This is a genomic window from Pseudoalteromonas sp. SWN166 (assembly GCF_015864485.1).
Classification (GTDB): Bacteria; Pseudomonadota; Gammaproteobacteria; order Enterobacterales; family Alteromonadaceae; genus Pseudoalteromonas.
This window is the reverse complement of sequence record NZ_JADYXB010000002.1, coordinates 123,855-149,298: the sequence shown is the minus strand read 5'-3', so window position 1 is coordinate 149,298 and position 25,444 is coordinate 123,855. Positions and strand designations below refer to the sequence as shown.

General features: G+C 38.4%; 18 protein-coding genes and 2 tRNA genes. 1 reads left to right on the top strand and 19 read right to left on the bottom strand.

Annotated elements, in window-relative coordinates:
* Window positions 1-3: 3 nt before the first annotated feature.
* From pyrD to I6F49_RS01825, 19 genes are all read right to left on the bottom strand, one after another.
* The gene (gene pyrD / locus I6F49_RS01915; RefSeq protein WP_197178138.1) at window positions 4-1,014 is read right to left on the bottom strand and encodes a quinone-dependent dihydroorotate dehydrogenase; all 1,011 of its coding nucleotides are present in this window, start codon (window positions 1,012-1,014) and stop codon (window positions 4-6) included.
* Window positions 1,015-1,134: 120 nt separating this feature from the next.
* On the bottom strand, window positions 1,135-5,976 hold the full coding sequence (locus tag I6F49_RS01910) for an NAD-glutamate dehydrogenase (RefSeq protein ID WP_197178137.1): 4,842 nt from the start codon (window positions 5,974-5,976) through the stop codon (window positions 1,135-1,137).
* Between the two features lie 208 nt (window positions 5,977-6,184).
* Complete coding sequence (locus I6F49_RS01905) at window positions 6,185-8,506, bottom strand: efflux RND transporter permease subunit (protein WP_197178136.1); 2,322 nt, start codon at window positions 8,504-8,506, stop codon at window positions 6,185-6,187.
* Window positions 8,506-9,501, bottom strand: a complete 996-nt coding sequence (locus I6F49_RS01900) for a WD40/YVTN/BNR-like repeat-containing protein (protein ID WP_165740267.1) — start codon at window positions 9,499-9,501, stop codon at window positions 8,506-8,508. The genes I6F49_RS01905 and I6F49_RS01900 overlap by 1 nt, the downstream gene beginning before the upstream one ends.
* A gap of 132 nt (window positions 9,502-9,633) precedes the next feature.
* Window positions 9,634-10,998, bottom strand: a complete 1,365-nt coding sequence (locus I6F49_RS01895; protein WP_165740268.1) for a DUF1329 domain-containing protein — start codon at window positions 10,996-10,998, stop codon at window positions 9,634-9,636.
* A 13-nt stretch (window positions 10,999-11,011) separates the two neighbouring features.
* Window positions 11,012-13,111 (bottom strand): DUF1302 domain-containing protein, encoded by a 2,100-nt coding sequence (locus tag I6F49_RS01890; RefSeq protein WP_197178135.1) that lies wholly within the window; start codon window positions 13,109-13,111, stop codon window positions 11,012-11,014.
* 252 nt (window positions 13,112-13,363) lie between these two features.
* Window positions 13,364-13,585: a DUF2835 family protein gene (locus I6F49_RS01885; protein ID WP_010552655.1), complete on the bottom strand. Its 222-nt coding sequence runs from the start codon at window positions 13,583-13,585 to the stop codon at window positions 13,364-13,366.
* Window positions 13,586-16,180, bottom strand: a complete 2,595-nt coding sequence (gene pepN / locus I6F49_RS01880) for an aminopeptidase N (RefSeq protein ID WP_197178134.1) — start codon at window positions 16,178-16,180, stop codon at window positions 13,586-13,588.
* A gap of 46 nt (window positions 16,181-16,226) precedes the next feature.
* A complete protein-coding gene (gene nhaC / locus I6F49_RS01875) occupies window positions 16,227-17,690 on the bottom strand; it encodes a Na+/H+ antiporter NhaC (protein WP_197178133.1) in 1,464 nt (487 codons plus the stop codon).
* Between the two features lie 179 nt (window positions 17,691-17,869).
* On the bottom strand, window positions 17,870-19,894 hold the full coding sequence (prc, locus tag I6F49_RS01870; RefSeq protein ID WP_197178132.1) for a carboxy terminal-processing peptidase: 2,025 nt from the start codon (window positions 19,892-19,894) through the stop codon (window positions 17,870-17,872).
* 26 nt (window positions 19,895-19,920) lie between these two features.
* Window positions 19,921-20,571, bottom strand: a complete 651-nt coding sequence (gene proQ / locus I6F49_RS01865) for an RNA chaperone ProQ (protein ID WP_197178131.1) — start codon at window positions 20,569-20,571, stop codon at window positions 19,921-19,923.
* Window positions 20,572-20,586: 15 nt separating this feature from the next.
* Entirely contained in the window at window positions 20,587-20,865 is a 279-nt protein-coding gene (locus tag I6F49_RS01860; protein WP_166419658.1) for a hypothetical protein, read from the bottom strand.
* Window positions 20,865-21,323 carry a GAF domain-containing protein gene (locus I6F49_RS01855; protein WP_166419653.1) on the bottom strand — a complete coding sequence of 153 codons (459 nt, stop codon included), beginning with the start codon at window positions 21,321-21,323 and terminating at the stop codon, window positions 20,865-20,867. Before I6F49_RS01855 ends, I6F49_RS01860 begins: the two co-directional genes overlap by 1 nt.
* 128 nt (window positions 21,324-21,451) lie before the next feature.
* On the bottom strand, window positions 21,452-21,832 hold the full coding sequence (locus I6F49_RS01850; protein WP_007586920.1) for a hypothetical protein: 381 nt from the start codon (window positions 21,830-21,832) through the stop codon (window positions 21,452-21,454).
* Between the two features lie 171 nt (window positions 21,833-22,003).
* Entirely contained in the window at window positions 22,004-22,252 is a 249-nt protein-coding gene (locus I6F49_RS01845) for a hypothetical protein (RefSeq protein WP_197178130.1), read from the bottom strand.
* Between the two features lie 11 nt (window positions 22,253-22,263).
* Window positions 22,264-23,085 carry a CPBP family intramembrane glutamic endopeptidase gene (locus I6F49_RS01840; protein ID WP_197178129.1) on the bottom strand — a complete coding sequence of 274 codons (822 nt, stop codon included), beginning with the start codon at window positions 23,083-23,085 and terminating at the stop codon, window positions 22,264-22,266.
* 119 nt (window positions 23,086-23,204) lie between these two features.
* Window positions 23,205-24,074 carry a LytTR family DNA-binding domain-containing protein gene (locus I6F49_RS01835; protein ID WP_197178128.1) on the bottom strand — a complete coding sequence of 290 codons (870 nt, stop codon included), beginning with the start codon at window positions 24,072-24,074 and terminating at the stop codon, window positions 23,205-23,207.
* Window positions 24,075-24,238: 164 nt separating this feature from the next.
* Window positions 24,239-24,329 (bottom strand) — tRNA-Ser (locus I6F49_RS01830).
* Window positions 24,330-24,412: 83 nt separating this feature from the next.
* Window positions 24,413-24,503 (bottom strand) — tRNA-Ser (locus tag I6F49_RS01825).
* A gap of 251 nt (window positions 24,504-24,754) precedes the next feature.
* Here I6F49_RS01825 and I6F49_RS01820 point away from each other — a divergent pair.
* The gene (locus I6F49_RS01820; protein ID WP_197178127.1) at window positions 24,755-25,420 is read left to right on the top strand and encodes a Bax inhibitor-1/YccA family protein; all 666 of its coding nucleotides are present in this window, start codon (window positions 24,755-24,757) and stop codon (window positions 25,418-25,420) included.
* Window positions 25,421-25,444 lie beyond the last annotated feature (24 nt).

The window sequence follows — 25,444 nt, the reverse complement described above, 5'->3', positions numbered from 1 at the left end:
TCCTTATAAGCCGTTAACGATCGACTTTACCAATTGTGGACCTTTGTAGATGAACCCAGTATAAACCTGGACTAAATTTGCGCCTGCATCTAACTTTTCTTTTGCAGATGTAGCATCGTCAATACCACCGACTCCAATGATTGGTAACTTACCTTGTGTTAAGCGCTTTAACTCACTTACTATCTCTGTAGAGCGCATTCTAACAGGGTGACCTGATAAACCGCCCGCCTCTTGTGCATATTGCTGCCCGATGACTGCGGCTCGTTCAAGCGTTGTGTTTGTGGCAATTACACCATCAATTTTATTATTTAAAAGTGACTCACTTACTTGCTGTATTTGTATTTGATCGAGATCCGGTGCAATTTTTACCAGCATTGGAACCTGTTTGTTATGCTTTGCAATTAAATCTAACTGTTCATTTTTAAGACTTTGTAGTAAATTATCAAGCGCTGCACCGTACTGTAAATCACGAAGCCCTGGTGTATTTGGCGATGAAATATTTACTGTAATGTATGAGGCGTGCTCAAATACTTTACGCATACAGTGAATGTAATCATCTTTACCTTGCTCATTCGGCGTATCTTTGTTTTTACCTATATTAATACCCAGTACACCGCTATATTTAGCTGCTTTTACATTTTCAATTAAGTTATCAACGCCTTTGTTATTAAAACCCATACGGTTAATAATTGCGTTTGACTCTGGCAGCCTAAAAATACGTGGCTTGTCATTACCTATTTGAGGACGTGGCGTCACTGTACCTACTTCGATAAAACCAAATCCCATTTGGCTAAAAGCATCAATACATTCTGCATTTTTATCAAGGCCAGCAGCAAGCCCTACAGGATTTTTAAATTCAAGGCCCAAAAAGTTTACGGGTTTATCTGAAACATTTTGTGACCAAGCTAAATTTAGAGGCGTATTAGCAAAACGACGAAGATTATTAAGTGCAAACTCATGCGCCCACTCCGCATCACGGGTAAACATAAAACGGCGAGCTAAATCATAAAACATCAATATAATCCTCTTTTTAAATTCCAGACAAAAAAACACCTCAGACAAGGCTGAGGTATTGTATAACAATTTTAACAATCAGTTATTTATTTACTAAACAAATAGCTGATTAAAGCTAAATTATTTTCCTGATGTATCACAGTTATGACTTAGTAGCATTAGTTCACGCAGTGCAACTGAGAACTTAGCAAAGTCATGGCTTTGTGATGTTTTGAACTCAGCCAACATTTGTTTCCAACGTTGAAGTAATAAATCTTGGCTATCCATCCACTCATCTATTTGACTATCAACATCGCTTTCATCACCTTCAAAGCTATTTAATACAACTTCAGATAATGTACGTTGTTGCCAATCTAGCTCTTCACGATAAGATGAACGAGCAAGCGCTTGCCAATGATTTGCGACTGGTTGCTTAGTAATTTGCTCTAAGAACCAATGCAGACCCATTCTTGCGCCTAGTTTAAAGTAAGTATTCGATACCATCGAAATACTCTTACCTGAACTATTAGCAACTTCAGCTAAATCCATCACAGAAAACAAGCTTGATAAAGAAACAATGCGCTTAGCTATATCTGCTGGAACACCCGCATCAATTAACTTATTAGCTTCAATTACAATGCGGTCATTCTCTTTTTCAATCATGTACGTATTTAAGTTATCGCTTAAATCTTTAAATGTTGGAGCAAAGAATTCAATTCCTTGTTCAATCGTTTGTGCCTTATTACGATGACGTAAGAACCAACGCGTTGTACGGCGAACAGTACGACGAAGTTGGTAAAGCATTTCAGTTTGAACCGCTGCTGGTATTTTATTATCAAGTGCGCTGATAGAAGACCATGTATCACGCATTTCAAATATTTCGCTAGCAATTGAGTAACACATAGCAATTTCAGCTTCATTAGCACCGGTTTCTTCATGCATACGTACCATGAAGTTTAAACCCATATCGTTAACGATACTGTTAGCGAGTTTAGTCGCAATAATTTCTTTACGAAGCGGATGATTATCCATCGCATCGTTAAACTTCTCACGTAGTGGACGCGGGAATGACTTAACAAGCAACTGACGGTAATAAGGGTTTTCAGTAATTTCATCACTTACTAACGACTCTTTTAATACCATTTTTGCGTATGACACTAGCACTGAAAGCTCAGGGCGAGTTAAATCTTTACCCGCTGCTGCACGTTCTGCTAATTCTTCATCGCTTGGAATGAACTCGATAGCACGGTTTAACTTGCCATCTTTTTCAAGCGCATGAATAAAGCGAATCTTTTCTTTTAGTGTTGAAGTACCTTTAGACTGCGTAATTGAAATAGTATGCGTTTGACGGTAACAGTCTTTTAATACTAATTCAGATACTTCGTCAGTCATTGAATAAAGTAGCTCGTCACGTTGTTTACGCGTTAAGTCACCTTCAGCAACCAAGCCATTAAGTAAAATCTTAATGTTAACTTCGTTATCTGAACAGGCAACACCCCCTACGTTATCAATAAAGTCAGTATTTACACGACCGCCTTTAGCTGCAAATTCAACACGACCTAATTGAGTTGCGCCTAAGTTACCCCCTTCACCAATTATTTTAGCGCCCAAGTCTCTACCGTTGATACGTAGTGCATCGTTTGCACGATCCCCTACATCTGCATCAGTTTCTTTAGAGTTTTTAATGTATGTACCAATACCGCCATTCCACAGTAAATCAAACTCCATCATTAATGAGGCTTTCATTAACTCATTTGGAGTCATAGTTGCTTTTTTAGTGCCCAACATTTTTTTCATTTCAGGGCTAAGCGTAATTGATTTTGCAGCACGAGAGAAAACACCACCACCAGCAGAAATTAACTCTTTGTTGTAATCTTCCCAAGATGAACGCGGCATATTAAATAAACGTTCACGCTCTGGGTAAGATGTAGCAGCATCAGGGTTAGGATCAACAAAAATGTGCATATGGTTAAAGGCAACTTGTAAGCGAATATGCTTAGATAACAGCATACCATTACCAAATACATCACCCGCCATATCGCCAATTGCCACAACTGTAAAGTCGGTAGTTTGACAATCGATATCCATTTCACGGAAATGACGTTTAACTGACTCCCATGCGCCTTTAGCCGTTATACCCATTTTCTTATGGTCGTAGCCCACTGAGCCACCAGATGCAAATGCATCGCCTAGCCAGAAATTGTATTCATTAGCTATGCCGTTTGCGATATCAGAGAACGTAGCTGTACCTTTGTCGGCTGCAACTACTAGGTATGCATCATCTTCATCATGACGAACAACGTCGCGCGCTGGCACTACTTCACCACGCTCAATATTATCAGTAATATCTAAAAGACCACGGATAAAGATTTTGTAACACTCTTGGCCTTCTTTAATAAACGCTTCGCGCTCACTAGGTAGTTGTTTACATACAAAGCCACCTTTAGAACCAACAGGTACAATTACTGTATTTTTAACTTGTTGTGCTTTAACTAAGCCAAGTACTTCAGTACGGAAATCTTCACGACGGTCAGACCAACGTAAGCCACCACGTGCTACTTTACCGTAACGTAAATGCACACCCTCTACGCGAGGAGAATAAACAAAAATCTCAAACGCTGGAAGAGGAAGCGGTACATCCGGAATTAAGCTAGGTTGTATTTTAAATGATACATACGACTTAAACTGACCTGCATCATCTTTTTGGAAATAGTTAGTACGCAGCGTTGCAACAATCATATCCACGTATAAACGTATAATGCGGTCATCATCAAGGTTTGCTACATTTTCAAGTTCTAAGTAAATTTGCGTGCTTAGCTTCTCAAGTGTCTTAGCACTTGCTGGGCTCTTAACTGAGAACTTTTTAGCAAATAAGTTAACAATTTGCGCAGCAATATTTGGGTAGTTAGCAAATGTGCTCTCAATGTAAGTTTGAGAGAACGTAACACCAATTTGGCGCATATACTTAGCATAAGCACGTAAAATAGAGGCTTCACGGCCAGTTAAGCCACCCATTAACACTAAACGGTTAAAACCATCATTTTCAAGGCGATTGCCCCAAACATTGGTTAATGCAGCGCGAAAACGTGCTGAAATCTTATCAAAGTCTGCCATCCCTTTGCTGTCAATAAGCATAGAGAAGTCCATTATCCAATTAATACGCCCATCGCTTGTTTTAACTGAATATGGCGTTTCACCAACAACACGCAGACCAAAGTTTTCAAGCATTGGCATAACGTCAGATAAGTGAATTGGCTCGTCTTTATGGAATAAGCTTAATCGTACAATATTGCTATTAGCTTCTTCTTGCGGACGGTAGAAAAGCATTTCCAGCTTGTTTTCATCGCTAAGTAATTCTAACTTTTCGATATCAACAACCGCAGCACTTGGCAGTACTTCATCTTTGTATGAGCGTGCAAACGCATTACAATATTTACGATTTAAATCGTTACCACGTGCTTCGCCCGCTGACTCTAAAAGTGCAGACTGAAGTTTATCTTCCCACGTGCGCGCAGCTTCTACTAAATTGTTTTCGATGTCTTTCACGTTATATTCGATCTTGTTGTCGGTCACACGAACGGTGTAATGTGTACGCGCCAGTGTTGACTCAGAGAAATAAGTAGTAAATTCGACTTTATCGTCAGAATTAAATGCATTAGCTAATATATCTTGCGTTTCACGGCGCAGCGCTGTGTTGTAACGCTCGCGAGGTACATAAACCATGCAAGATAAAAAGCGACCATACGCATCTTTACGTACAAACAAGCGACACATATCACGCTCTTGTACTTGTAAAACACCCATAGCAACTTCAAGTAGCTCACTTTCGCGCGCTTGAACAAGCTCATCACGTGGGTAGGTTTCTAAAATATTTAAAACAGCTTTGTAAGCGTGCGTGCCTTTAGCAAAGTCACACATTTCCATAATGCGATTAATTTTACTTTTTAATACGGGTACATCAGTAGCGCTGTTATTGTAAAAGCTTGATGAGAACAAACCAATAAAGCGGTCTTCTCCAATTACATTACCTTCATCGTCGAAACGCTTAATACCTACATAATCAATGTAAGCTGGGCGGTGAACGCGAGAAACAGAGTTAGTTTTAGTTAAGATCAATAAGTTGCTGCTACGTGCTTCTTGGCGAGCAACTTCTGGTAATTCTGATAATAATCGTGTGTGTTCTTCAGTAGAATTTTTCATCAAGCCAAGGCTTGATTCCATTTTACCTTTTAATTGGTAATCACCTTGAACTGGGCTTAGCTCATATTCACGGTAACCCATTAGGGTAAAGTTATCTTTAGCTAACCAATCTAAAAACTCAGTTGTTTCTGACACTTCTTCTTTTGTTTTATTATGATGACGCTTAGGTAACTCTTTGGTCACTGCCATCAATTTTTTACGGATTGGTTGCCAATCATCAACAGCAACTGACACATCAACAAGAACCGATTCTAACTCTTTTTTGAAAGACTCAATCACAGAAGAATCTGTCTGACGGTCGATTTCAATAAAGAATACTGTTTTAGTAGATGAAGATTCTTGCTCTGCTTTTAAATTTGATAATCCAGAAATTTTAGCGTTTGTATCGCGCTTAATTTTTAATGGGCAATGAAGTAATAAGTGAGAGGCGATATTTTCACGAGTCATGGCCATACGAACAGAATCAACTAAAAACGGCATGTCTTTAGTAATAATTTCTACAATTGTATGCGATGACTGCCAGCCATCTTTTGCCACTTCAGGGTTGAAAACGCGGATAACAGCGTCGTCGGTAGTATTTTTTTCTAGTGCGTTCCAAAGGCTTAATGCTGCGCCATATAGGTCACTATCGTTGCGATTTGCCAAATCCTCTTTAGACATGTTGCTGTACAAGGCTTTGGCGAATTTCTCAACGAGTAACACATTATCAGCGCGAACTTTTTTCTGGATCAGCTTACAGACATTATCTAGGATAACCGAGGCTTGGCCTTCATTTCGTGTCATTGTATGTTCCTTAATCTATTACTGCTCAGGAGCAGAAATTTGTACAGCTATTCATTAGCGTGGAGTCAATCAAATTCTAACCCTTTTGCAGCTAATAAACAGCCTTTTCGATGAAAACATTTTAAGCATTTCAGCTATTTGGTCATCTATTCACAAATTGTAGATATAAATGGCCTTTACAGGCCATTTAGGAGCAAAATTATTCACATTATTTTTTCTGGTCAGTCCAGAGAAGACTTCCAATAGCGGGTAATAACAATACCGCACCTAACATATTTACTAAAAACATGAAGGTTAGCAATATACCCATATCAACTTGGAATTTAAGATCTGAGAATATCCACGTACTCACACCAATAGCTAATGTAATCCCTGTAAACAATACAGCACTACCACGCTCAACAAGTGCATTACGATAAGCAATACTCAGTGGTACGTTTTGCTTAAGCTGCCCCATCATTGACGACAGTATATAAATACCATAATCAACCCCAATACCAACACCTAACGCAATTACAGGCAGTGTAGAAACGGTTAAGCCTATTTCTAATTGAACCATAAGTGCTTGTGCAAGTGTTGATACAATATAAAGCGGCAATACTACGGCTATTGTTGCTTTTACGCTTCTAAAGCTCATTAGGCATAAAATAATAACGGCACCATAAACGTAAAGCATCATTGGTATTTGCGCCTCTGCAACCGACTCATTAGTCGCTGCCATTACACCAACAGGGCCAGACGCTAATTTAAATGCTAATTTATCAGTGCCCTCTTCTTTAGCAAATTGCTTAACACTTTTAATCACAGTATCGATAGTTTGTGCTTTGTGATCATCTAAAAATATAATCACAGGCATAACAGAACAATCCCCGTTAAGTAGGCCTGTACTCGTTTCTACTCGAGATGTTGACTGTACTAAGCTTGCTGAATTTCGTGGCAAACTCTGCCATTTCAGATTGCCTTCGTTGTACCCTGCGTTAACCGATTGAGCTACAGAACTCAAACTAACAGCAGACTGCACACCGGTCACATTTTCTACTTTATATTGGAAACGGCTAATCCTCTGCATCACATCATGTTCAGTACATGCTGCAGGATATGCCTCTACTATTACCTTTAAGATATCTGACGAAATAGTGTACTTGTCTGATATTAAAAATGTATCTTGATTATAACGCGCATCTTGATGCAGAGATGGCGCGCCTGCGTGTAAGTCGCCTATACGCATTTTATCTGCTTGCCAGTAACCTAGTGCAAATAAAACAAGGGTAAAACCAATAATCATTTTAGCTACTTTAGGATCTGTAGCTTTTACAAGAAGGTCTCTAATTTTATCAAGCATGTTAGGCTTTGCAGCGTCGCCAGATTGAATATGTACACTGTTTTCAAAGTTCATGTACGATGCCCAAACTGGCAGTAAAATTAAATTAGTAAATATAATGACGGCTACACCTAAACTCGCTGTAATAGCAAGTTCGCGGATAATACCAATATCAATAGTAAGTAATGTTAAAAAGCCGACAGTGTCTGAAAGTAGTGCAATACCACCGGGTATTAATAGAGCCCTAAAACTTGACTGACAACAGATACGGGTACTTTTTCCTTCACCTACTTTTTTACCAATCGCATTTATCATCTGCACACCATGGCTTACACCAATCGCAAATACTAAAAACGGTACCAAAATAGACATAGGGTCAAGGCCAAAGCCTAAACTTGAAAGCAGGCCAAGTTGCCAAACAACTGCAATAATAGAACAGGCAATAGGTAAAATGGTTAACTTCAAACTACCACAAAATAGCCAAACCATAATAAATGTAAAGGCGATAGCAATGGCAAAAAATACAACCACGCCTTTTGCGCCTTCAGCTATATCACCTGCCATTTTTGCAAAACCAATAATATGAATACTTACTTTATCTGTACTTAAAGGTTCTCTTAAATCACTTTCTAGCTTTTGTGCAAAAGCTAAAGTGTCTAATTTTTGTTGAGTTTGAGGATCTGTTTCTAAAAGCTGGGCCGTTACCATTGCACACGAGTAATCGCTGGCAATCATACGTCCTACCACTTTTGCTTTTTCGATGTTTTCTTTTACAACACCTAAACCACGCGTATCCGCTTTAAAGTTAGCAGGAATAATTGGACCGCCTGCAAAGCCATCCTCGACTACTTCAACAAAACGAGCACTGGGTGAAAATATAGAGTTAACTAATGGACGATTTACGCCAGGAATAAAATAAAGCTGATCGTGAACCGCTTTTAATTGAGTAAAGAACTCTGGATTAAATATATTGCCGCTGTCATCACACACTGAAATCAAAATACTGTTTGCACCACCAAACTGTTTTTCATGCTTAGTGTATACTTTCATATAGTCGTGATTTAACGGGATGTTTTTATTAAACGAGGCATCTAATTGAATTTGAGTTGCTTTGAATACCAGTAAACAGCTTATAAGCGCAAAACTTATAAGCATAATTAAGCGATGTCTAAAAATCGCCTTTTCAATAAAATCGAGTAACTTATGCATTAAGGGGTTAACTCCTTCACTTTAATGCCATCTTCTGTCGCCATGATTAGTTTGTTATTTAAAATCACGCCATCTAAAATTGCTTTACCATCGGCTAACTGCTCATGGGTGAGTAACCCATCTTGAAGATGAAAAATAACGCCACTATTGGCGAGCATGAGCCATTGTTTGTTATTGTAATTAATGATGTTGTTGATCGTCGCAGTTTTTACATTTTCGAAATGCTGCCACTCTTGTTCGCCATTTTGCTTAGCAAAAACATTACCTCGAAGCCCCGCTACAATTTCTTGCGTACTATCAGAGGCAACTGCAAAGAATGATCCAGGATAAATTTCCTCAATCCTTTGCCAAGTTTCGCCATCATCAATGCTTCTGGCCATTAAACCCATTTCACCAACCAACATTAATCCGTTATCTGTTTTTTCGATTCGATTAAAGTGCGGTAAAATTGAAGCTGTTTCTGCTTCATACCCTTCGGGATCGTTTTCTTTTAAATCGTTTAAGTAATCTCTGTCATCACTAAACAGTAACGAATCTAAAAAGCGCTTTTGCCAATGTTTACCACCGTCGGTGGTTTGATAAAACATACCATAGGCGCCCACTGCAAAACCTTTTAAATCATCTTCAAATAGGATATCAAGGCAGGGTTTATCTAGTTCTGGTTTAACTTGTTGTAACTGCCAATTAATACCACCATCGGTAGTATTGATAATGGTGGCATCGTGTCCACATGCCCAGCCATTATTTTCATCGCTAAAGTCAACAGCTGTTAATAGCACTTGAGTCGGTACAAGTTCAGCTTGTTGCCATTTATTACCAGTGTCACTTTTAATAACGGTACCATGCTTGCCTACTGCAATTAGCCCGTTACCTGTGTTTGTTATATCAGTAAGTAGGGTTTTATCTGCTTTAATTGCACTGATTGCATTTTCAGGGACATCCTGAGCAACACTCGCACCACTTATGATCAGGCTGGCATATACTAAATACTTCATAAATTTTAATCGCCTTGAACGAGAGAATTGTTTGTCTTTATATACTGAGGAAAGCGTTGCGCGATTTGGTATAAGACAAACGCGATGTGAAAGGAAAAGGCACTTAACATACGTTAAGTGCCTAACTTCTAACTATCTACCTGCGCGACGTAATGCGCTTGACGTAAACTCGTTATCGTTAAACGATTGTGAAAAATCGTACATTTTTTCTTGGTTATCTAAACCAATTGCTAAATAACGACGTGAATTTAAATCATGATAAACCTCAAGCGTACTCCACTGAGTAGGTACTTCGTAGTAGTTAAGGCCATAAGCCATTGCTACACGGTAAAGTTGGTCGCGGTTATCATAAATATCCGTAACCTGTACTTGCCAGCTATCTTCATCAATGTAAAACACACGTTTTTTATAGATATGGCGTGTATCGTCTTTTAAGTTAGCTTCAACAACCCAAACACGGTGTTTTTCGTAGCGTGTATGCTCTGGGTTTATGTGGCCAGGCATTAAAATGTCATCGTATTCTAACTTATCACTATGAAGCTTATAGCTGTTGTAAGGAATGTATAATTCTTGCTTACCTTTCAACGTCCAGTTGTAACGATTAGGTGAGCCATTGAACATGTCAAAGTCATCAGTAGTACGTAAGCTATCCGCTGCTGTTCCTGGTGCATCATATGCAACATTAGGTGCACGACGAACGCGGCGTTGTCCCGAGTTGTAAGTCCATGCTTGGCGTGGCGTTAATATTTGGTCCATCGTTTCATGAACAAGCAGTGCTGTACCTGCTAAGCGTGCAGGCTCTGTAACACTTTGTTTAAACTTAAACAAAATGTTTGAGTCTTGCAGCTCTGCGGGTGTTGCACTCGGATCTGAATATTTAACTAATAGCTGTTCATCAAAGCCAACATAGTTATAAGAGCCTGACGCCGTTGGTGCTGCTTGACCACCAAAACGTTCAATAGATTGCCCACGGTAACGTAATAAGTGATTCCAAATTGCCTCTAAACCCGTTTTAGGAATAGGAAAAGGAATACCAATTGCTGTATTTTTAATACCATTTCCGCCTTCAACTAATTCAGCTGTTGGTGCAAACTTTTTAGTTGCGTCATAAACAAACTGTGGATAAGACGCTGAGCGACGTGTTTCATACACTGGCATTTTAAATGTGTCTGGGTATGCTTCAAATAAAGCAATTTGACCCGGACTTAAATTGGCTTTGTACTTTTCGATATTACTTTTATCAATAGTGAAAAGCACTTTGTCAGTGGTATATGGGTCAAGGTGATGCATACCCGGTTCATAACCTGCTGGTGCAGATGTAATGCCATTATTCCATGCTGGAATAGAACCATCAGCATTCGCTGCTTTTTCTGCGCCCAATGGCGTTAAATTTTGACCTAATTGAGCAACTTCGTCAGTGCTTAATTTAGCTAAGGCTGCGCTGCTTGCAAACAAGCTACAAAAAGCAGTAGCAATGAGGGTAGGTTTTATAATCATAGTAATGTTACCCCTAAATAGAATATTTTAAGTTAAAAGAAACGTAATCGCGGTCTGAGAAGGTATTAATACCGCCGCCGCCCCAAAACGAGTTGTAGCTCACATCAAGTGACCACGCATTTTGGTAGTTAAAGTTCATGGTCGCACCTAAAGATTTACGGTCTTCAATAAATAAGAACATAGGATCTGGTGTATTACCATTTACGTCATGAGAAAATACAAAACGTGGAGAGAAGTTAATACCATCGTAAAGGTCATAATAATCACCTTTAGCAATTAAGCGGTAACCCCAAGAAGATGCAGTAGCAAATGATTTTTCTTCAGCACCGTTTGATAAACCAAGCTGTAATGTTGAGTAATCAGTAGTGCCTGGGCCAGTAATAACGCCACTACGGCCAGTACCAGATACATTCAAACGCATTTCGTCATATTCTGGCATGTTATGAATTTTTACAGCACCCACTTCACCAACAACAGCCCAACTATCAGCCCCTAATGAAGGGCCAAATAAATGAGTAGCCGTAAATTGAATTTGAGATGTATCACGTTCAATATAGCCCTTGGCAACTTCACCCGCTCCAACAGAGCTTATAGCATCGCCAAAACTCATTTGCGAAATACCCGCAAAATCAGGACGAATACCGGCAAGCGCTAACTGCTCTGGCATAGCTGTATAAAGTAACTCTACGTCATCAATTTGCAGAGGCTCGTCTTGACGAAAAGCAAATTCACCCGCAAAAGCTGTTTCACCAATAGTGGTGTTAAAGCTTAAACCGTATAGTTTAATATCTTCAGGGTAGTCGTTTTCAGCTTTAGAAAAAGCAGTTAAATCAGCCACATTATCAGAGGTAATCTCTGTAGTCATAATCATTGCTAAATCTTGAGCTATAGCAGCCTGAGAAAAGTTTGATACGCGACCAGAGATAAGCGGACGACGACTGTGGTAGTTCACGTGGTATAACGCAATTTCAGTATCATTAAACTCAGGTAAAAACACACCTAAGCGAAGACCATACTGACCGCCATCTTCAGGTTCTGTTTTACCATTATCCCCTTTACCTTTAAGCGCGACCTTAGTTGGATATGCAAGGTACATTTGAGCTAATAAAGCACTCCCTTCGGCACTTGAAGGATCTATGCCTCGTGCAGCTGCTGCTAATGCAAAGTCAGATGTTAAGTTATTTAAACTATCCGTTAAAAAAGCAACATCAATATCAGGGTTAGACGTAAAGCCTAATTGAACATTTTGTTGGTAACCATTTTCTGCTGCAAAGTCATTAGTAGAAAAATACGTGCCGGCTGCTGGTAAACGCGTTTCTTGCCATTGATATTGGTAGAAACCTTCAAGCGTGATGTTTTCAGTAATACCAAGCGATGCCCAAAGCATACCGATTGGTATAAATGCTTCTTTAAGCTCAGCGCCTGGTGCTTTTAATCTGTCAATATCAACCGGGTTTACGTTAATGCCATGAGATATAAGCGTACTTTCCCCCCAGTTAACTACTTGCTGACCTAAACGAACAGATAAAGGATTATTTCCGTCGTTTAAATCAAAATCGGCCCATACAAACGCATCTAGTAAACGTATGTCGGCACAACTTTGTGCTTTGGTGTCTTTATCGTCACATGGATCAACACCCTGCCCTGATGTAGGATTTGAGTATGCATGATTGCCATCCATTAATGCAAAGTCATAAAAATACATAAAGCGAGTGAACAAACCGTAGTTATCTTTATTTATTGAAAGGTCGTGTGTTCCCTTCAATAGTTTTGAGAATGAGTCACCACTGTCAAAATTTAAATTACCCGCATCACCATTGTTTGAGTAAGAGCCCGGTTGTGCCCATACATCTTGTGATGAGTAAATAGTGTTACTTAGCGCAGGGTTGTATCCTGTCCAATCAAATGCTGGGTTATTACTTTTGCCAATTAGGTTAAAGTCTCTGTCTTCTACACGAACACTTTGCCCATATGAAAAGGTTGAATCGAAGGTAATATCAAAACCTCCAGCTTCAAATGTTACAGCTTGAGTACTTGCTGCAGATAAACCTAAACTAGCGGCTGCTAAACCTATAGCGATTCTATTTTTAACAAAAAGCGATCTTCTTATCATTTTGGTTCCCCCCTGTCGCGGGTCATTTTGTGTGATCAAGTTATTGTTTTTAGTGTAATCATAACGATAGAAGCGAATCAGTAAAATTACAAATACTCGCTCTAATCTGTCATATACTTCTTATTCTGGTTAACGCTTACGTATTGGTAAGACGTCGTACCAGATAATTTATACACGTAATTTAACAATAGGACAAATTGAAATTAACAAAAATACAATATTTTTATGTATATATAACATAAAAACCGAGTGTCAGGCCACTCGCTCTAGGCGGATGAACTTGTTTTCGGGGGTTAATAAGAGTCTAAAACGGCCACGTACACCCAAGCTCGAAATGAAGGGCCTCAAATGCGTAGCAGCAAAACGAATTGTTTTACCGCCATCCTCTACAACTTGTAAAGAGCTAAAACGGCCATGGTAGTAATCCATGCACTCGTTATAGCTCAATCTTAAGGTAAAATAATACTCAATCATTTATGCGAGCGCTTTTTCAACCTTTTCATACAAGTCAGCACTTAGGCCATCTAAGTTGGCTAAGCGTTGTAATTGCAGCTTCATTGCTTGTGAGCGTACATCATCGTAACGCTTCCACGACATAAACGGTGTTAACATACGAGATGCATTTTGTGGATTAATTGCATTAAGTTTTATTAATAAATCACCTAATAACGCATAGCCTTGAGCATCTGCTCGATGAAATTGTGCTGTATTAAAGTGGCTAAAACTTCCTACAAGTGCACGTACACGGTTAGGATTTGAAAAATCAAAACACGGGTGTTCGTAAAGTGCCTTAATATCATCTATAGCAGTACTGCCTGATTGCATAGCTTGTAGTGCAAACCACTTATCCATGACTAAAACATCATGACGCCACTGACTATCAAAATGACTCAAAAGCTCATCTCTAACAGGGTGTGAAGCTTTTACCACAGCGCTTAAGGCACCAAGTACATTAGTCATATTAGTCGAGCTTGCAGCTTCTTGAATAAAGGTTACAGCTTCTGGACTTTGTGTTTTAGCAAGGTAGTGCAGACATATTTGCTTTAAAGCACGATTCGCAACAGCGCTTGCACTTATACTGCCATCATCTTCAAGAGATTCGTAACAACTAAGCAGCTCATCAGCAAGTTCATCAGCAATTTGTTGCTCAAACTTTTCTGTTATTTCAATAATGTCATCTACAGGTATTACATCAAATTCAGCAGCTAACGTGTCAAAACTTGGTAATTTAAACAGCTCTGCAATTAAAGCTAAATCGCCCTCTTTAGTGTTTATAAGTACACGTAGCGCATTTATAATTTCGCTGCTTAATACACTATTCGTTGCATCGGTGATTTGTGCTTTAACGGCTTTAATAAATAGTTGCTGTTGTGCATCCCAACGTGAAAAATCACTGCGCGCAAAACGCATAATATGTAATAGTTCTGGCTCTGTTGTTTGCTGATTTAAAATACAAGGCGCAGAAAAATCTTCGAGTAAAACGGCAACTGGTTTCTCTACTATATTATCAAAGGTAAATGTTTGAGTCGTATTTGTTACATCAAGCACATGATCTAGCTTTTTACCTTTATATTGTAGAGCAATACTTTTTCCATGGGCATCAAGTAATTCAATAGCAAATGGAATATGAAGTGGTTTATTATCTGGCTGATTAGCCGGTGCTGTTTGATCTATTGTCAAAGTGTATGTATTAGAGCTGCTATCAAAGTTTTGAACCGCATTTAAACGCGGTGTACCTGATTGGCTGTACCATTGCTTAAATTGCCCTAAATTAACGCCTGATGCATCGCTCATCGCACTTACAAAGTCATCACATGTAACTGCTTGCCCATCGTGGCGCTCAAAATAAAGAGTCATACCTTTTTGAAAGTTAGTTTCACCCAATAATGTGTGCATCATACGGATAACTTCAGCACCTTTATCGTATACAGTGACAGTATAAAAGTTATTCATTTCAATAACTTTCTCAGGACGAATTGGATGAGCCATAGGGCCTGCATCTTCACTAAACTGATGTGTACGCATTACTTTAACCGCATCAATACGGTTAAGTGCACGAGAACCTAAATCACTACTAAACTCTTGGTCTCTAAATACAGTTAAGCCTTCTTTTAGCGATAACTGAAACCAATCTCTGCAAGTAACTCGATTACCAGTCCAGTTATGAAAGTACTCATGCCCTACAATGGATTCAATCGTATGATAGTCTTTGTCTGTCGCTGTTTCTTGATTGGCTAATACGCATTTACTATTAAAAACGTTTAGCCCTTTATTTTCCATCGCGCCCATGTTGAAAAAATCGACGGCTACAATCATATAAATATCAAGGTCATACTCTAAATTAAAGCGTTCTTCATCCCACTGCATTGCCTTTTTGAGTGAGGCAATAGCATGGGGGGTTTTAGATAAATTACCTTTATCAACAAACAATGCTAATTCTACATCTCTGCCGCTTTTAGTCGTGTACGTATCTTTTAAAACATCAAAATCGCCTGCTACAAGTGCGAACAAATAACTTGGCTTTTTGAATGGGTCTTGCCATTTCACAAAATGACGACCATCTTGTGTTTCACCACTGTCTACTTGATTACCATTAGAAAGAAGTTGTAGATACTTTTTATCGGCAATAATAGTTACATCAAACGTGGCTAGTACATCGGGGCGGTCCATATAATAGGTTATTTTTCTAAAACCCTGCGCTTCACACTGCGTGCAGTACGCCCCGCCTGATAAATACAAACCTTCTAGAGAGGTATTCGTCTCAGGTGATATCTCAGTAACAATGCTTAATTGGCAATTATCTGGCAGATTATTAATTATTAGTTGCTCACCAATAATTTCGTAATCAGTTATATCAACCGTATCTATAGATAAAGACAGTAAACGTAAGTCAATGCCATCAAGTACTAAAGGTGTTTTTTTATCACCAACACGCGTAAGTGTTAGTAAAGAGCTGACTTTGGTTGATAATGGCTGTAAGTCAAAAGTTAGCTCTGTGTGGTCAATTAGGAAGTCTGGGGCTTTATAGTCTTTAAGGTATTGTGCTTGAGGTTTGCTTGATTCAGTCATAGATACTCCAAAATAGCGCCTTTAAAGTTAAAAGGCGCTATTAAAATTAGGCAGATTGTTTTGGTTTAATACGTAAAATTTTAATACCTAAGTAGGCATAAACAACTGCTAAAACAGGGTTAATTAAATTAAAGAAAGCGTAGAGTGCATAATCGAAAGGGTTTATTAGTAAAACGCTTTGCATGTAAGCACCACAAGTATTCCAGGGAATAAGTGGGCTAGTAATTGTACCGCCATCTTCTAATGTACGAGATAAATTAACAGGCTTCAAACCACGTTTTTCATATTCATCTTTAAACATACGACCAGGGACAACAATCGCGATATACTGATCGGCTGCTATAATGTTTGTACCAATACAGGTTGCAATTGTTGCTGCAATTAATGAGCCCGTACTTTTAGCTATTTTAAGTATGCTTTTAACAAAAATGTCCAGAAGGCCCGTTTTTTCCATGATTGCACCAAACATCAGTGCTGTCATAATCAACCACGTAGTTGTAAGCATTCCTGACATACCGCCACCACTAAGTAGCGAGTCCATTTTATCATCGCCTGTACTTATACTAAAACCATCAAAAAACGTCGTCCAAACAAGCTTAAAGTAACCTACTAACTGTCCTTGAGACATATCAATTTGGCTAGCAATTAAATCTGACTGAAATAACATAGCCCAAATAGCGCCCACAACAGCACCAATAGAGATAGCAGGAAACGCTGGCATTTTTTTAATCGCTAAAACTAATAATACAATTAGCGGGATCAGCATTTCAAAACCAATATTAAAATTTTGCTGCAAAATAGCTGTTATTTCATCAATACGCCCTGCTTCGCTTGAAGCCGTTGCATTAAATCCCATGAATATAAATATAATAAGTGCAATTACAAAGCTCGGTACTGTCGTCCATAGCATGTGTTGAATATGCTCAAATAAATCAGCGCCTACAACTGCTGGCGCTAAATTGGTTGTTTCAGACAGCGGGCTTAGCTTATCACCAAAGTACGCACCAGATATAACAGCGCCTGCTGTAACTGTTTGCTCAAGCCCAAGACCCGTTGCAACACCTAATAAGGCAACACCTATCGTAGCGGCCGTAGTCCAAGAGCTACCAATGCTCATAGCTACAATGCCACAAATTAAACAGCTCGCTGCATAAAACCAGCTAGGGTTTATAACTTGTAAGCCATAATAAATTAAAGTTGGTACAGTTCCAGAAAGTAGCCAAGTGCCAATTAACGCACCTACCATAAGTAAAATTAAGATAGCACCGAGCGAAAGCGTTATGCCTTCGATCATAGCTTGTTCTAACTTTTTCCACGTATAACCATTTTTAAGACCAATTAAAGCCGCTGCAAAAGTAGCAAATAAAAGTGCAATTTGGTTCGGACCTGAAGAAGAGTTATCACCAAATAAGTATACGGCTGCACCAAGCAAACAAATTAATACAGTGATAGGAATTAATGCATCAAAAAACGAGGCGGGCTTGATTGGTTTATCATCCAATAGCTTCAAAGTAGAGACTCCTGCACACTTGCTGTGTGTTTAATTATTATTTTTAGCACGTAAAGCGCATTAATTGAGCATGATTGTTCTAGCTCAACTTTATGTAATCAGAGATTATAACAATTTAGTAAATTTTAGGTAGTAAAAAAGGCGCTAAAGCGCCTTTTTTATAGAGGTAAAACCAGTTGTTACTTCTTAGCTATACGACCATAATTAATATAATCTTGAGTAATTAATGCAGCTTCTTCCAAAAATGGGTCAAGCTCTTCAATTACTTCTGGTAAATCGTCTAAGTTTTCTACCGGCTCTTTACCTAAGCGCTTAAGACGTTCGTTAGTACGTACAAGTGCACGTGCTTCACCTTCGTCCTTTTCTTTAATACGGTCTGCTTCAACTAAAGAGATAGTTTTACGGTCTTTCTCTTCGTTGTATAAGGTAATGTCATTAAATACATAACCAAATTCTGGTTCTGATTTAATTCGTACTTCGTGCTGTTTCTCTAGGTACGTAATAATAGGTGTTAAATTACCTAGTTTTTTGTATTTCGCTTTAACAATGCTATCCCATGGAAGTGCATTATCTTGCTTACTTTCGCCCCACTCTGCAGGATCAATTGCTGATGGAAACGAAATATCAGGGATAACACCTTTATGTTGCGTACTACCACCGTTAATACGGTAGAACTTAGCAATTGTATATTGCACGCTACCCAGCTCATTATCGTATAGGTCGTAAGCGCGGCCTAAGCCTTTGTGCTGCTGTACAGTACCTTTACCAAATGTTTGCTCGCCAATTATAACCGCACGACCGTAATCTTGCATTGCTGCTGCAAATATTTCAGAAGCAGAGGCACTGTAACGATCAACTAAAACAGTTAAAGGACCATCGTAATAAGTGATACCGTCACGGTCTTTCTGCTCTTCAATACGATTATTTAAGGTATGAATTTGAACAACAGGACCTTGATCGAAAAACAAACCAGATAACTGTGTTGCTTCATATAAAGAACCACCGCCATTTTGGCGTAAGTCGATAATAATACCATCAACTTTTTCTTCTTTAAGTTTCGCTAATTCAACTTTTACATCTTTCGAAAGGTTATTGTAAAAGCCAGGAATTTCAATCACGCCTACTTTGCTTGTTAAATCAGAGTATTTTGCTTCAAATACTTCTGATTTAGCCGCTCTATCTTCAAGTCGAATTTTATCACGCGTGATTTCAACAACTTTAGGTGCACCATGAGCGTCAACACCCTTTAAATACTGCAAACGTACTTTAGTCCCTTTAGGACCTTTAATTAAATCAACTACGTCATCTAAACGCCAGCCAATTACATCTACAAATTCTTCACCATCTTGGGCAACACCAATAATGCGATCATCAGCTTTGATCTGATCTGTTTTATCTGCAGGGCCTCCCGGCACTAAACTGCGAATAACTGTGTAATCTTCATCAGGGCTTAATACGGCACCAATGCCCTCAAGCTCTAAGTCCATATCCATTTTGAACTGCTCTGCACGACGCGGCGATAAATAAGACGTATGCGCCTCAATACTGCGTGCCAGTGAGTTCATAACAATTTGAAAAGCATCTTCTGAATTAGATTGTACTAAACGTTTTTCTGCATTTTTATAGCGTTTGGTCAGCACTTCTTTAATGCCTTCCCAATCTTTACCTGTCATTTTTAAACGCAGTGCATCGTACTTTACACGTTCACGCCAAATTTCATCTAGCTCAGCTTGAGACACCGGCCATGCTGAATCTTCACGGTCAAAAAAGTATTCATCTTCTTTATCAAACGTCATTTCTTTTTCAAGTAAAGTAAGTGAATACTCGTAACGTTCAAAACGGCGTTTAAGACTTAAGTTAAAAATATCAAATGTAAAGTCTAATTTACCGGTAGTAATAGCGTTATCAAAGTCATCACGATATTGCTCAAAAGAAGCAATATCGCTGGCTAAGAAAACGCTTTTATTAAAATCAAGGGATTCGATATAACGATCGTACACTTTACTAGAAAGCTCATCGTTAAATCGAACCGGTGTATAGTGTGAACGAGCAAATAAGCTAGCCACTCGTTTGCTAGCAGTACCATGTTGACTCTCTTGCTTAAGCTGGGGTAAATCGTCAATTGTGACGGCTTCTACAGCAGCAAATAATGAACCTGAAAACAGGGCAGCAACTAACGGAATGAGCGTAAACTTTTTACTCATACACAACTCCTTAATTTATTGACAACTTAAACGATGTATAAGCTGTCAGCTTTGGTTTTAACTTGCATACCTGTCACTAATTCAACATGAACGTCATCTTTGTTCACTTCAGTGATTACTGCATTTACAAGTGCTTGGCCAAGTTTAACCTTAACCTTATTATTAACCTTGACCTCAGTTGCTGGTAAAGGTTCAATTTTTCCTGAACGTTTAGCCGGCGCTGCTTTAGCAGGTTTGTTAGCAGCAGGTGCGTTTTTATCGCCTGCTTTGCTAGCATGAGCTGGTTTTTTCTTGAAAGATTTAGAATCAGAATCTTGACGTGGACGCTGTTGTTTTTTGCGTTTTGCCATTTTAGCGCGGCTTTCTTCCAATGCTTTTTGTGCATGGTCGATATGCTCTTGCTCAACTTTTTCACCTTGATTGCCATCAAGATCAATACGAAACTCTGACTTAGTCACAGCTTCTAAGTAACGCCAGTTAGACGTGTATTTTCTAAGCGCTTGACGAATTTGAGTCTTGCTTACTTTTTCAGACCCTTCAATACGCTCAGCAATATCTTTAAAAATACCGACTTTAAGCGGCTTGATGCCATCTTTTTGTTTAAAACATTGTGGGAATTCTTGATATAAAAATTCCAACACTTCATTAATATCTTTTAGCTTGTTTGTGGTTTCCATTTTAGAACCTATTTTTCACATCTTTTCATCAAGGGACGAATCGACGTAGTGTATTACCCAGTCGACCAACTCTTCGAAATCGGCTTCTATAACAGCCATATCACCTCGAAGGTGTTCCCAAATACCATTAATTGTTTCATCAATAAATTCACATTCTGAATCATCTGGAAGACGATCCCATGCAATATGAATTAAATCATTGAGCGTTTCCGCTACATGTTCTTCTTCGCCTTCCCAGTCGCCAACATCTTGCACAGCAAATAGGTAGTCTTGAACATTTAGCAAATCTTTCATTACAGGCTCGCCTCTAAGCATTTCACTAATGCTTCAAGGCCAGCTTTGTCATCAGCATCAAATCGGCCAATACTTGGACTATCAATGTCTAGTACTGCAAATACTTTACCATGTTTCATGATAGGTACAACCACTTCAGAGTTAGACGCTGCATCGCAGGCTATATGCCCGTCAAAAGCGTGAACATCTTCAATCAATTGTGTTTCTGCGGTTGCCGCAGCAGTTCCACATACCCCTTTTCCTACTGGAATACGGATGCATGCAGGGTTGCCTTGAAACGGACCAAGTACTAATTCAGTAGGAGAATCCATAAAGTAAAAGCCCGCCCAATTTACATCTTCTAAAGAGGTAAATAATAGCGCGCTTATATTTGCCAAATTGGCAATTACATTAGATTCACCAGCTATCAGCGATTGCGTTTGCTTAACTAATGACTGGTAAAAATCTTGCTTTTGCATACCAAACTACTTCTTATTAAACATACAGTAGCTAAAGGTACTCTTTGTCGTGAAAAATTGGAACCTTTTGGAGGTAAAAAAAAGGAAATCGCACCGTTTATCAGCGTGCTTGGTTAATAATGCTGCGATTATTTTTTTACCGATTTACGAAGACCAAATAAAAACAGTCCAGCAGCAAATGCTGACATAACACTATTAATCAAAAATATCTCGCCAGTTGAGGCACTTAATAAGTAACTAAATATAGCGCCACCTAATAAACCGAGTGTTAAAACTCCCGAATAATTAACTTTAGAATACTTAAACATCAGTAAGTATCCTGGCACAACAAAGGCCGCCATTGTTAAACCTACAATATGCGCATTTGATATAGCCGTCATCAACAGTTGAAAAAATACAGATAAGAAATCACCCTGTAGCGTTAACGCATAATACAAACCTAGCAAGCTGCCAATAATTACTGGGGACAATAATGAAAGCGCGACGCTTTTTGCAAGTTGATGTTTCATCTAATAATCCTTAATACAGCATATAAAATTTAATGTATTAAGCATGCACCAAGATCTAAAGCTTAGAAATAGAGACTATGGTCGTAACTTATGATGATAAAACATACAACATATAAGCTAGGTAATTTAATAAAGCCCAGTTTTTAAAAGAAATAACAAATAGCTCAGCAGTTACAACTGAGCTATTTTTTGTGATAAATCGATATTTTTATTTATCGCCAACTCTTCAAGCACTATGACTCTTTCAACTAAAAAGTCTAATTTTTTTTGCATCGTAACAATCGTATTTTTCTGATTTTTATCTTGTAATAAAAGTAACGTCTCTTTAGCAGTCGCTTTATTGGTAAAGTAATCTTTAATTAGCACTAAAAGTAAAAAAGGCGACAAAAAAATCATTATAATTAAAAATAATTCAAACATTATTATCTCCTTTAAGTATTTTGTGTTGCTAATTTGTAATGTTGAGACGAAAAACCTGGGCGTTTTTTGAACAATGTAGGAAGTGTTATTTGACGCGGCTTACCACGACGGATAAGTAAGTTTACGTAGAGTATGCTTAAAATTATTGCAGTCGCCTTGAACAAATTGCCTTTTAAGTCCCCTGCTGCACCACCTGACATGTTAAATATGCCATAAGCCGCATTCATAAATATATGCATCCATAGTGGAAACCAAATACGGTATCCACATTCGCAAAATAACCACGCAAACCAAGTTCCTGCTATTGTTGTAATTGCAACAGCCATCACAGCTGAAATAGCATCGTGTCCTTGATAAATATGACCCAAACCAAATATCGTTGAGCTAATTAATGCGGCGGGAATAAACCCCCAACGACAAAAACGAAATAACACGCCGAACAAAGCAGCCCTAAAAATTATTTCTTCAAAAATCCCCGCGTATATTGAACCTGTAATTATTCCCGTAATTGAAAGGTTTAGCGCGTTACTTAAATAAGCGTAACCTATCACCATAGGTGTGCAACAGATCACCGCTGCGAGTAAATAACGTTGAAAACCTTCAATGTCGATACCTAAAACGTTGTACAAACTCTCATGTTTAAATAATAATGTTGCCACAACTAGCAATGGCCCATAAATGAATAAGTATTTAGCGGGAAATAACAAAAGGGCTGATTGTTGATCAAGATCAGATAGGACACTTACCCAGTTATCCCCCCAAAACTCTTTCATCATGTAATGACAAAATATAAATGTGATGATTAGTAGCAGTGCTTTAATTGTATGTTTCATACGTACCTTCTTAAGTTACAATTTTAAATTCAACTTAATCATGGCAATCACTAATCATGAAATCGATCAATTAGGGCTAAATTTCACTTTTAGGTGCTAACTACACGTTTTTGGGGCCATTAACAAACATCAGGGGTTAACAACAAGGCTTGTTTAATGGCATCAACATAAGTTCGCGAAACTGGAATTGTGAAATCAAATGAGCTCATCGATAACTGTAACCCTCCGGCATTCCCTTTACTTACTGCGACTAATTGTAAATTAACTGCATAAGACCGATGACAGCGATATAAAAATGTATTTTGGGGTAATTGCTTTAATAAACCAGTTAACGTTATGCGCAGCAATTTATGAGAAACAACATTGTTTTCTATCGTTGCGAGCTCACAGTAATTATCGGCTGACTTAATAAACAATATATCCGATAGCGCAATTATTAGCTTGTCACCTTTATTATCGCCAATAAGTGTTATTAAGCGATGCGGGAGGACGTTATTTTTTTCTACCTCTTCACAAGAACGTTGTTTAGTCTTAACAACCGGTATTATTTCAGTAGTTAAGACCATATGCTTTGCATGACGATTGACAACAAATATGAAACTAATCGGGAATAATCCAACTGCTAATGTATATACAATGAAGAGTATTTGGTTTTGCCAATGCCAAGCCCCTAACATAGCAACAACAAAATATCCGTGGTTAAACAAAGCAGTAATTAAAATATAAAGGCTGGGGGTCACTATTATTCGAAGTTTATTGCTAAGGTTTAACCGAATTAAAAATATCTCAATAAAACCCGAAAGCAATAAAGCGCAAAACGTGACTAAGCCGTAACCTGAAAGGCGGAGTAATTTATAAGGTTCAGTATCGTTGGTTGTACCAAAAGGTTGGAATACGAATAGAATAAATAGAGTTACTATCGAAAATAAAATTGCCCTGTATACAACCAACTTTCTTGACGCTAAATCATCTTTAAGCCACAACGTCATATTTTATATACCTTTAAAAACACGCTTGCTAATAAAATACCACAAATTCATCGCTAATTACTGGTTTCATTTTCTCAGTTATATGAAGTCTATTTAACAATAATGCATTTTAGTTTTCTATAGGCACAAAAAAGCCCGCTAAATTAGCGGGCTTTTTTGTTATATGGTGGAGAGATAGGGATTTGAACCCTAGATGGGCTATAAACCCATGCCGGTTTTCAAGACCGGTGCATTCGACCACTCTGCCATCTCTCCGATACTGCTAAGTTAAAAGTAAGAGTGTACTAATAACTATTTAAATGAATGATACTTTAATTACCACACACTTATTAAATAAGTGGTGGAGAGATAGGGATTTGAACCCTAGATGGGCTATAAACCCATGCCGGTTTTCAAGACCGGTGCATTCGACCACTCTGCCATCTCTCCGCACGGCCTGCATAATAGGGAACCCCATCGCTTTTGTGAAGCTTTTTTTTTAATTAATTGTTTAAGTGCTTAAAAAACAATTAATTTGTCTAAAGTTAGAGCGAAATGTTTTTAATTTAGTCTCTAATGCACATTTATTTAAATATTTAACTCTATTGATCTACAAAGGTTTGCCCAAACATATAAGAGTTGTTAATCTAATTTTAGTTAAATTATCGAAACACACACGTTTCACTTAAAGGAGCTCTACAATGGCGTTCAATCAATCGTACAATACCGCTAAACCGGTAATGTCTACCATTGAAACAAACAAGGTACTTAAAAACACCTATTTTTTACTAGCGATGACACTTGCATTTAGTGCAGTTACAGCCGGTATTTCAATGGCACTACAATTGCCTTACTTTATGGGAATTGTATTTACACTTGTTTCGTTCGGTTTATTATTTGTTGTAAACAAAAAAGCAGAAACTGCATCAGGCGTATTTTGGGTATTTGCTTTTACTGGTTTAATGGGCGCAGGTTTAGGCCCGTTGCTTAACCATTATGCTGCAATGCCTAATGGTCCAATGCTTATTATGCAAGCGTTGGGCTCTACTGCGCTAATCTTTTTTGGTTTATCTGCTTATGCACTGAACACTAAAAAAGACTTCTCATTCATGGGTGGCTTTTTAACGGTTGGCTTAATCGTTGTGATTGTAGCTAGCATTGTTAATATTTTTGTTGGCAGTTCACTTATGTTTATGGTGCTTAATGCGGCAGTTGTATTGATCATGTCTGGTTTGATTTTATTCGATACAAGCCGAATCATTAATGGCGGCGAAACCAACTACATTCGCGCAACAGTGTCTTTATACCTAAGCGTATATAACTTATTTACGTCTTTACTTGCTCTACTTGGCGCAAGTGATGACTAATTAAATAGTTCTGTTAAAATAGCC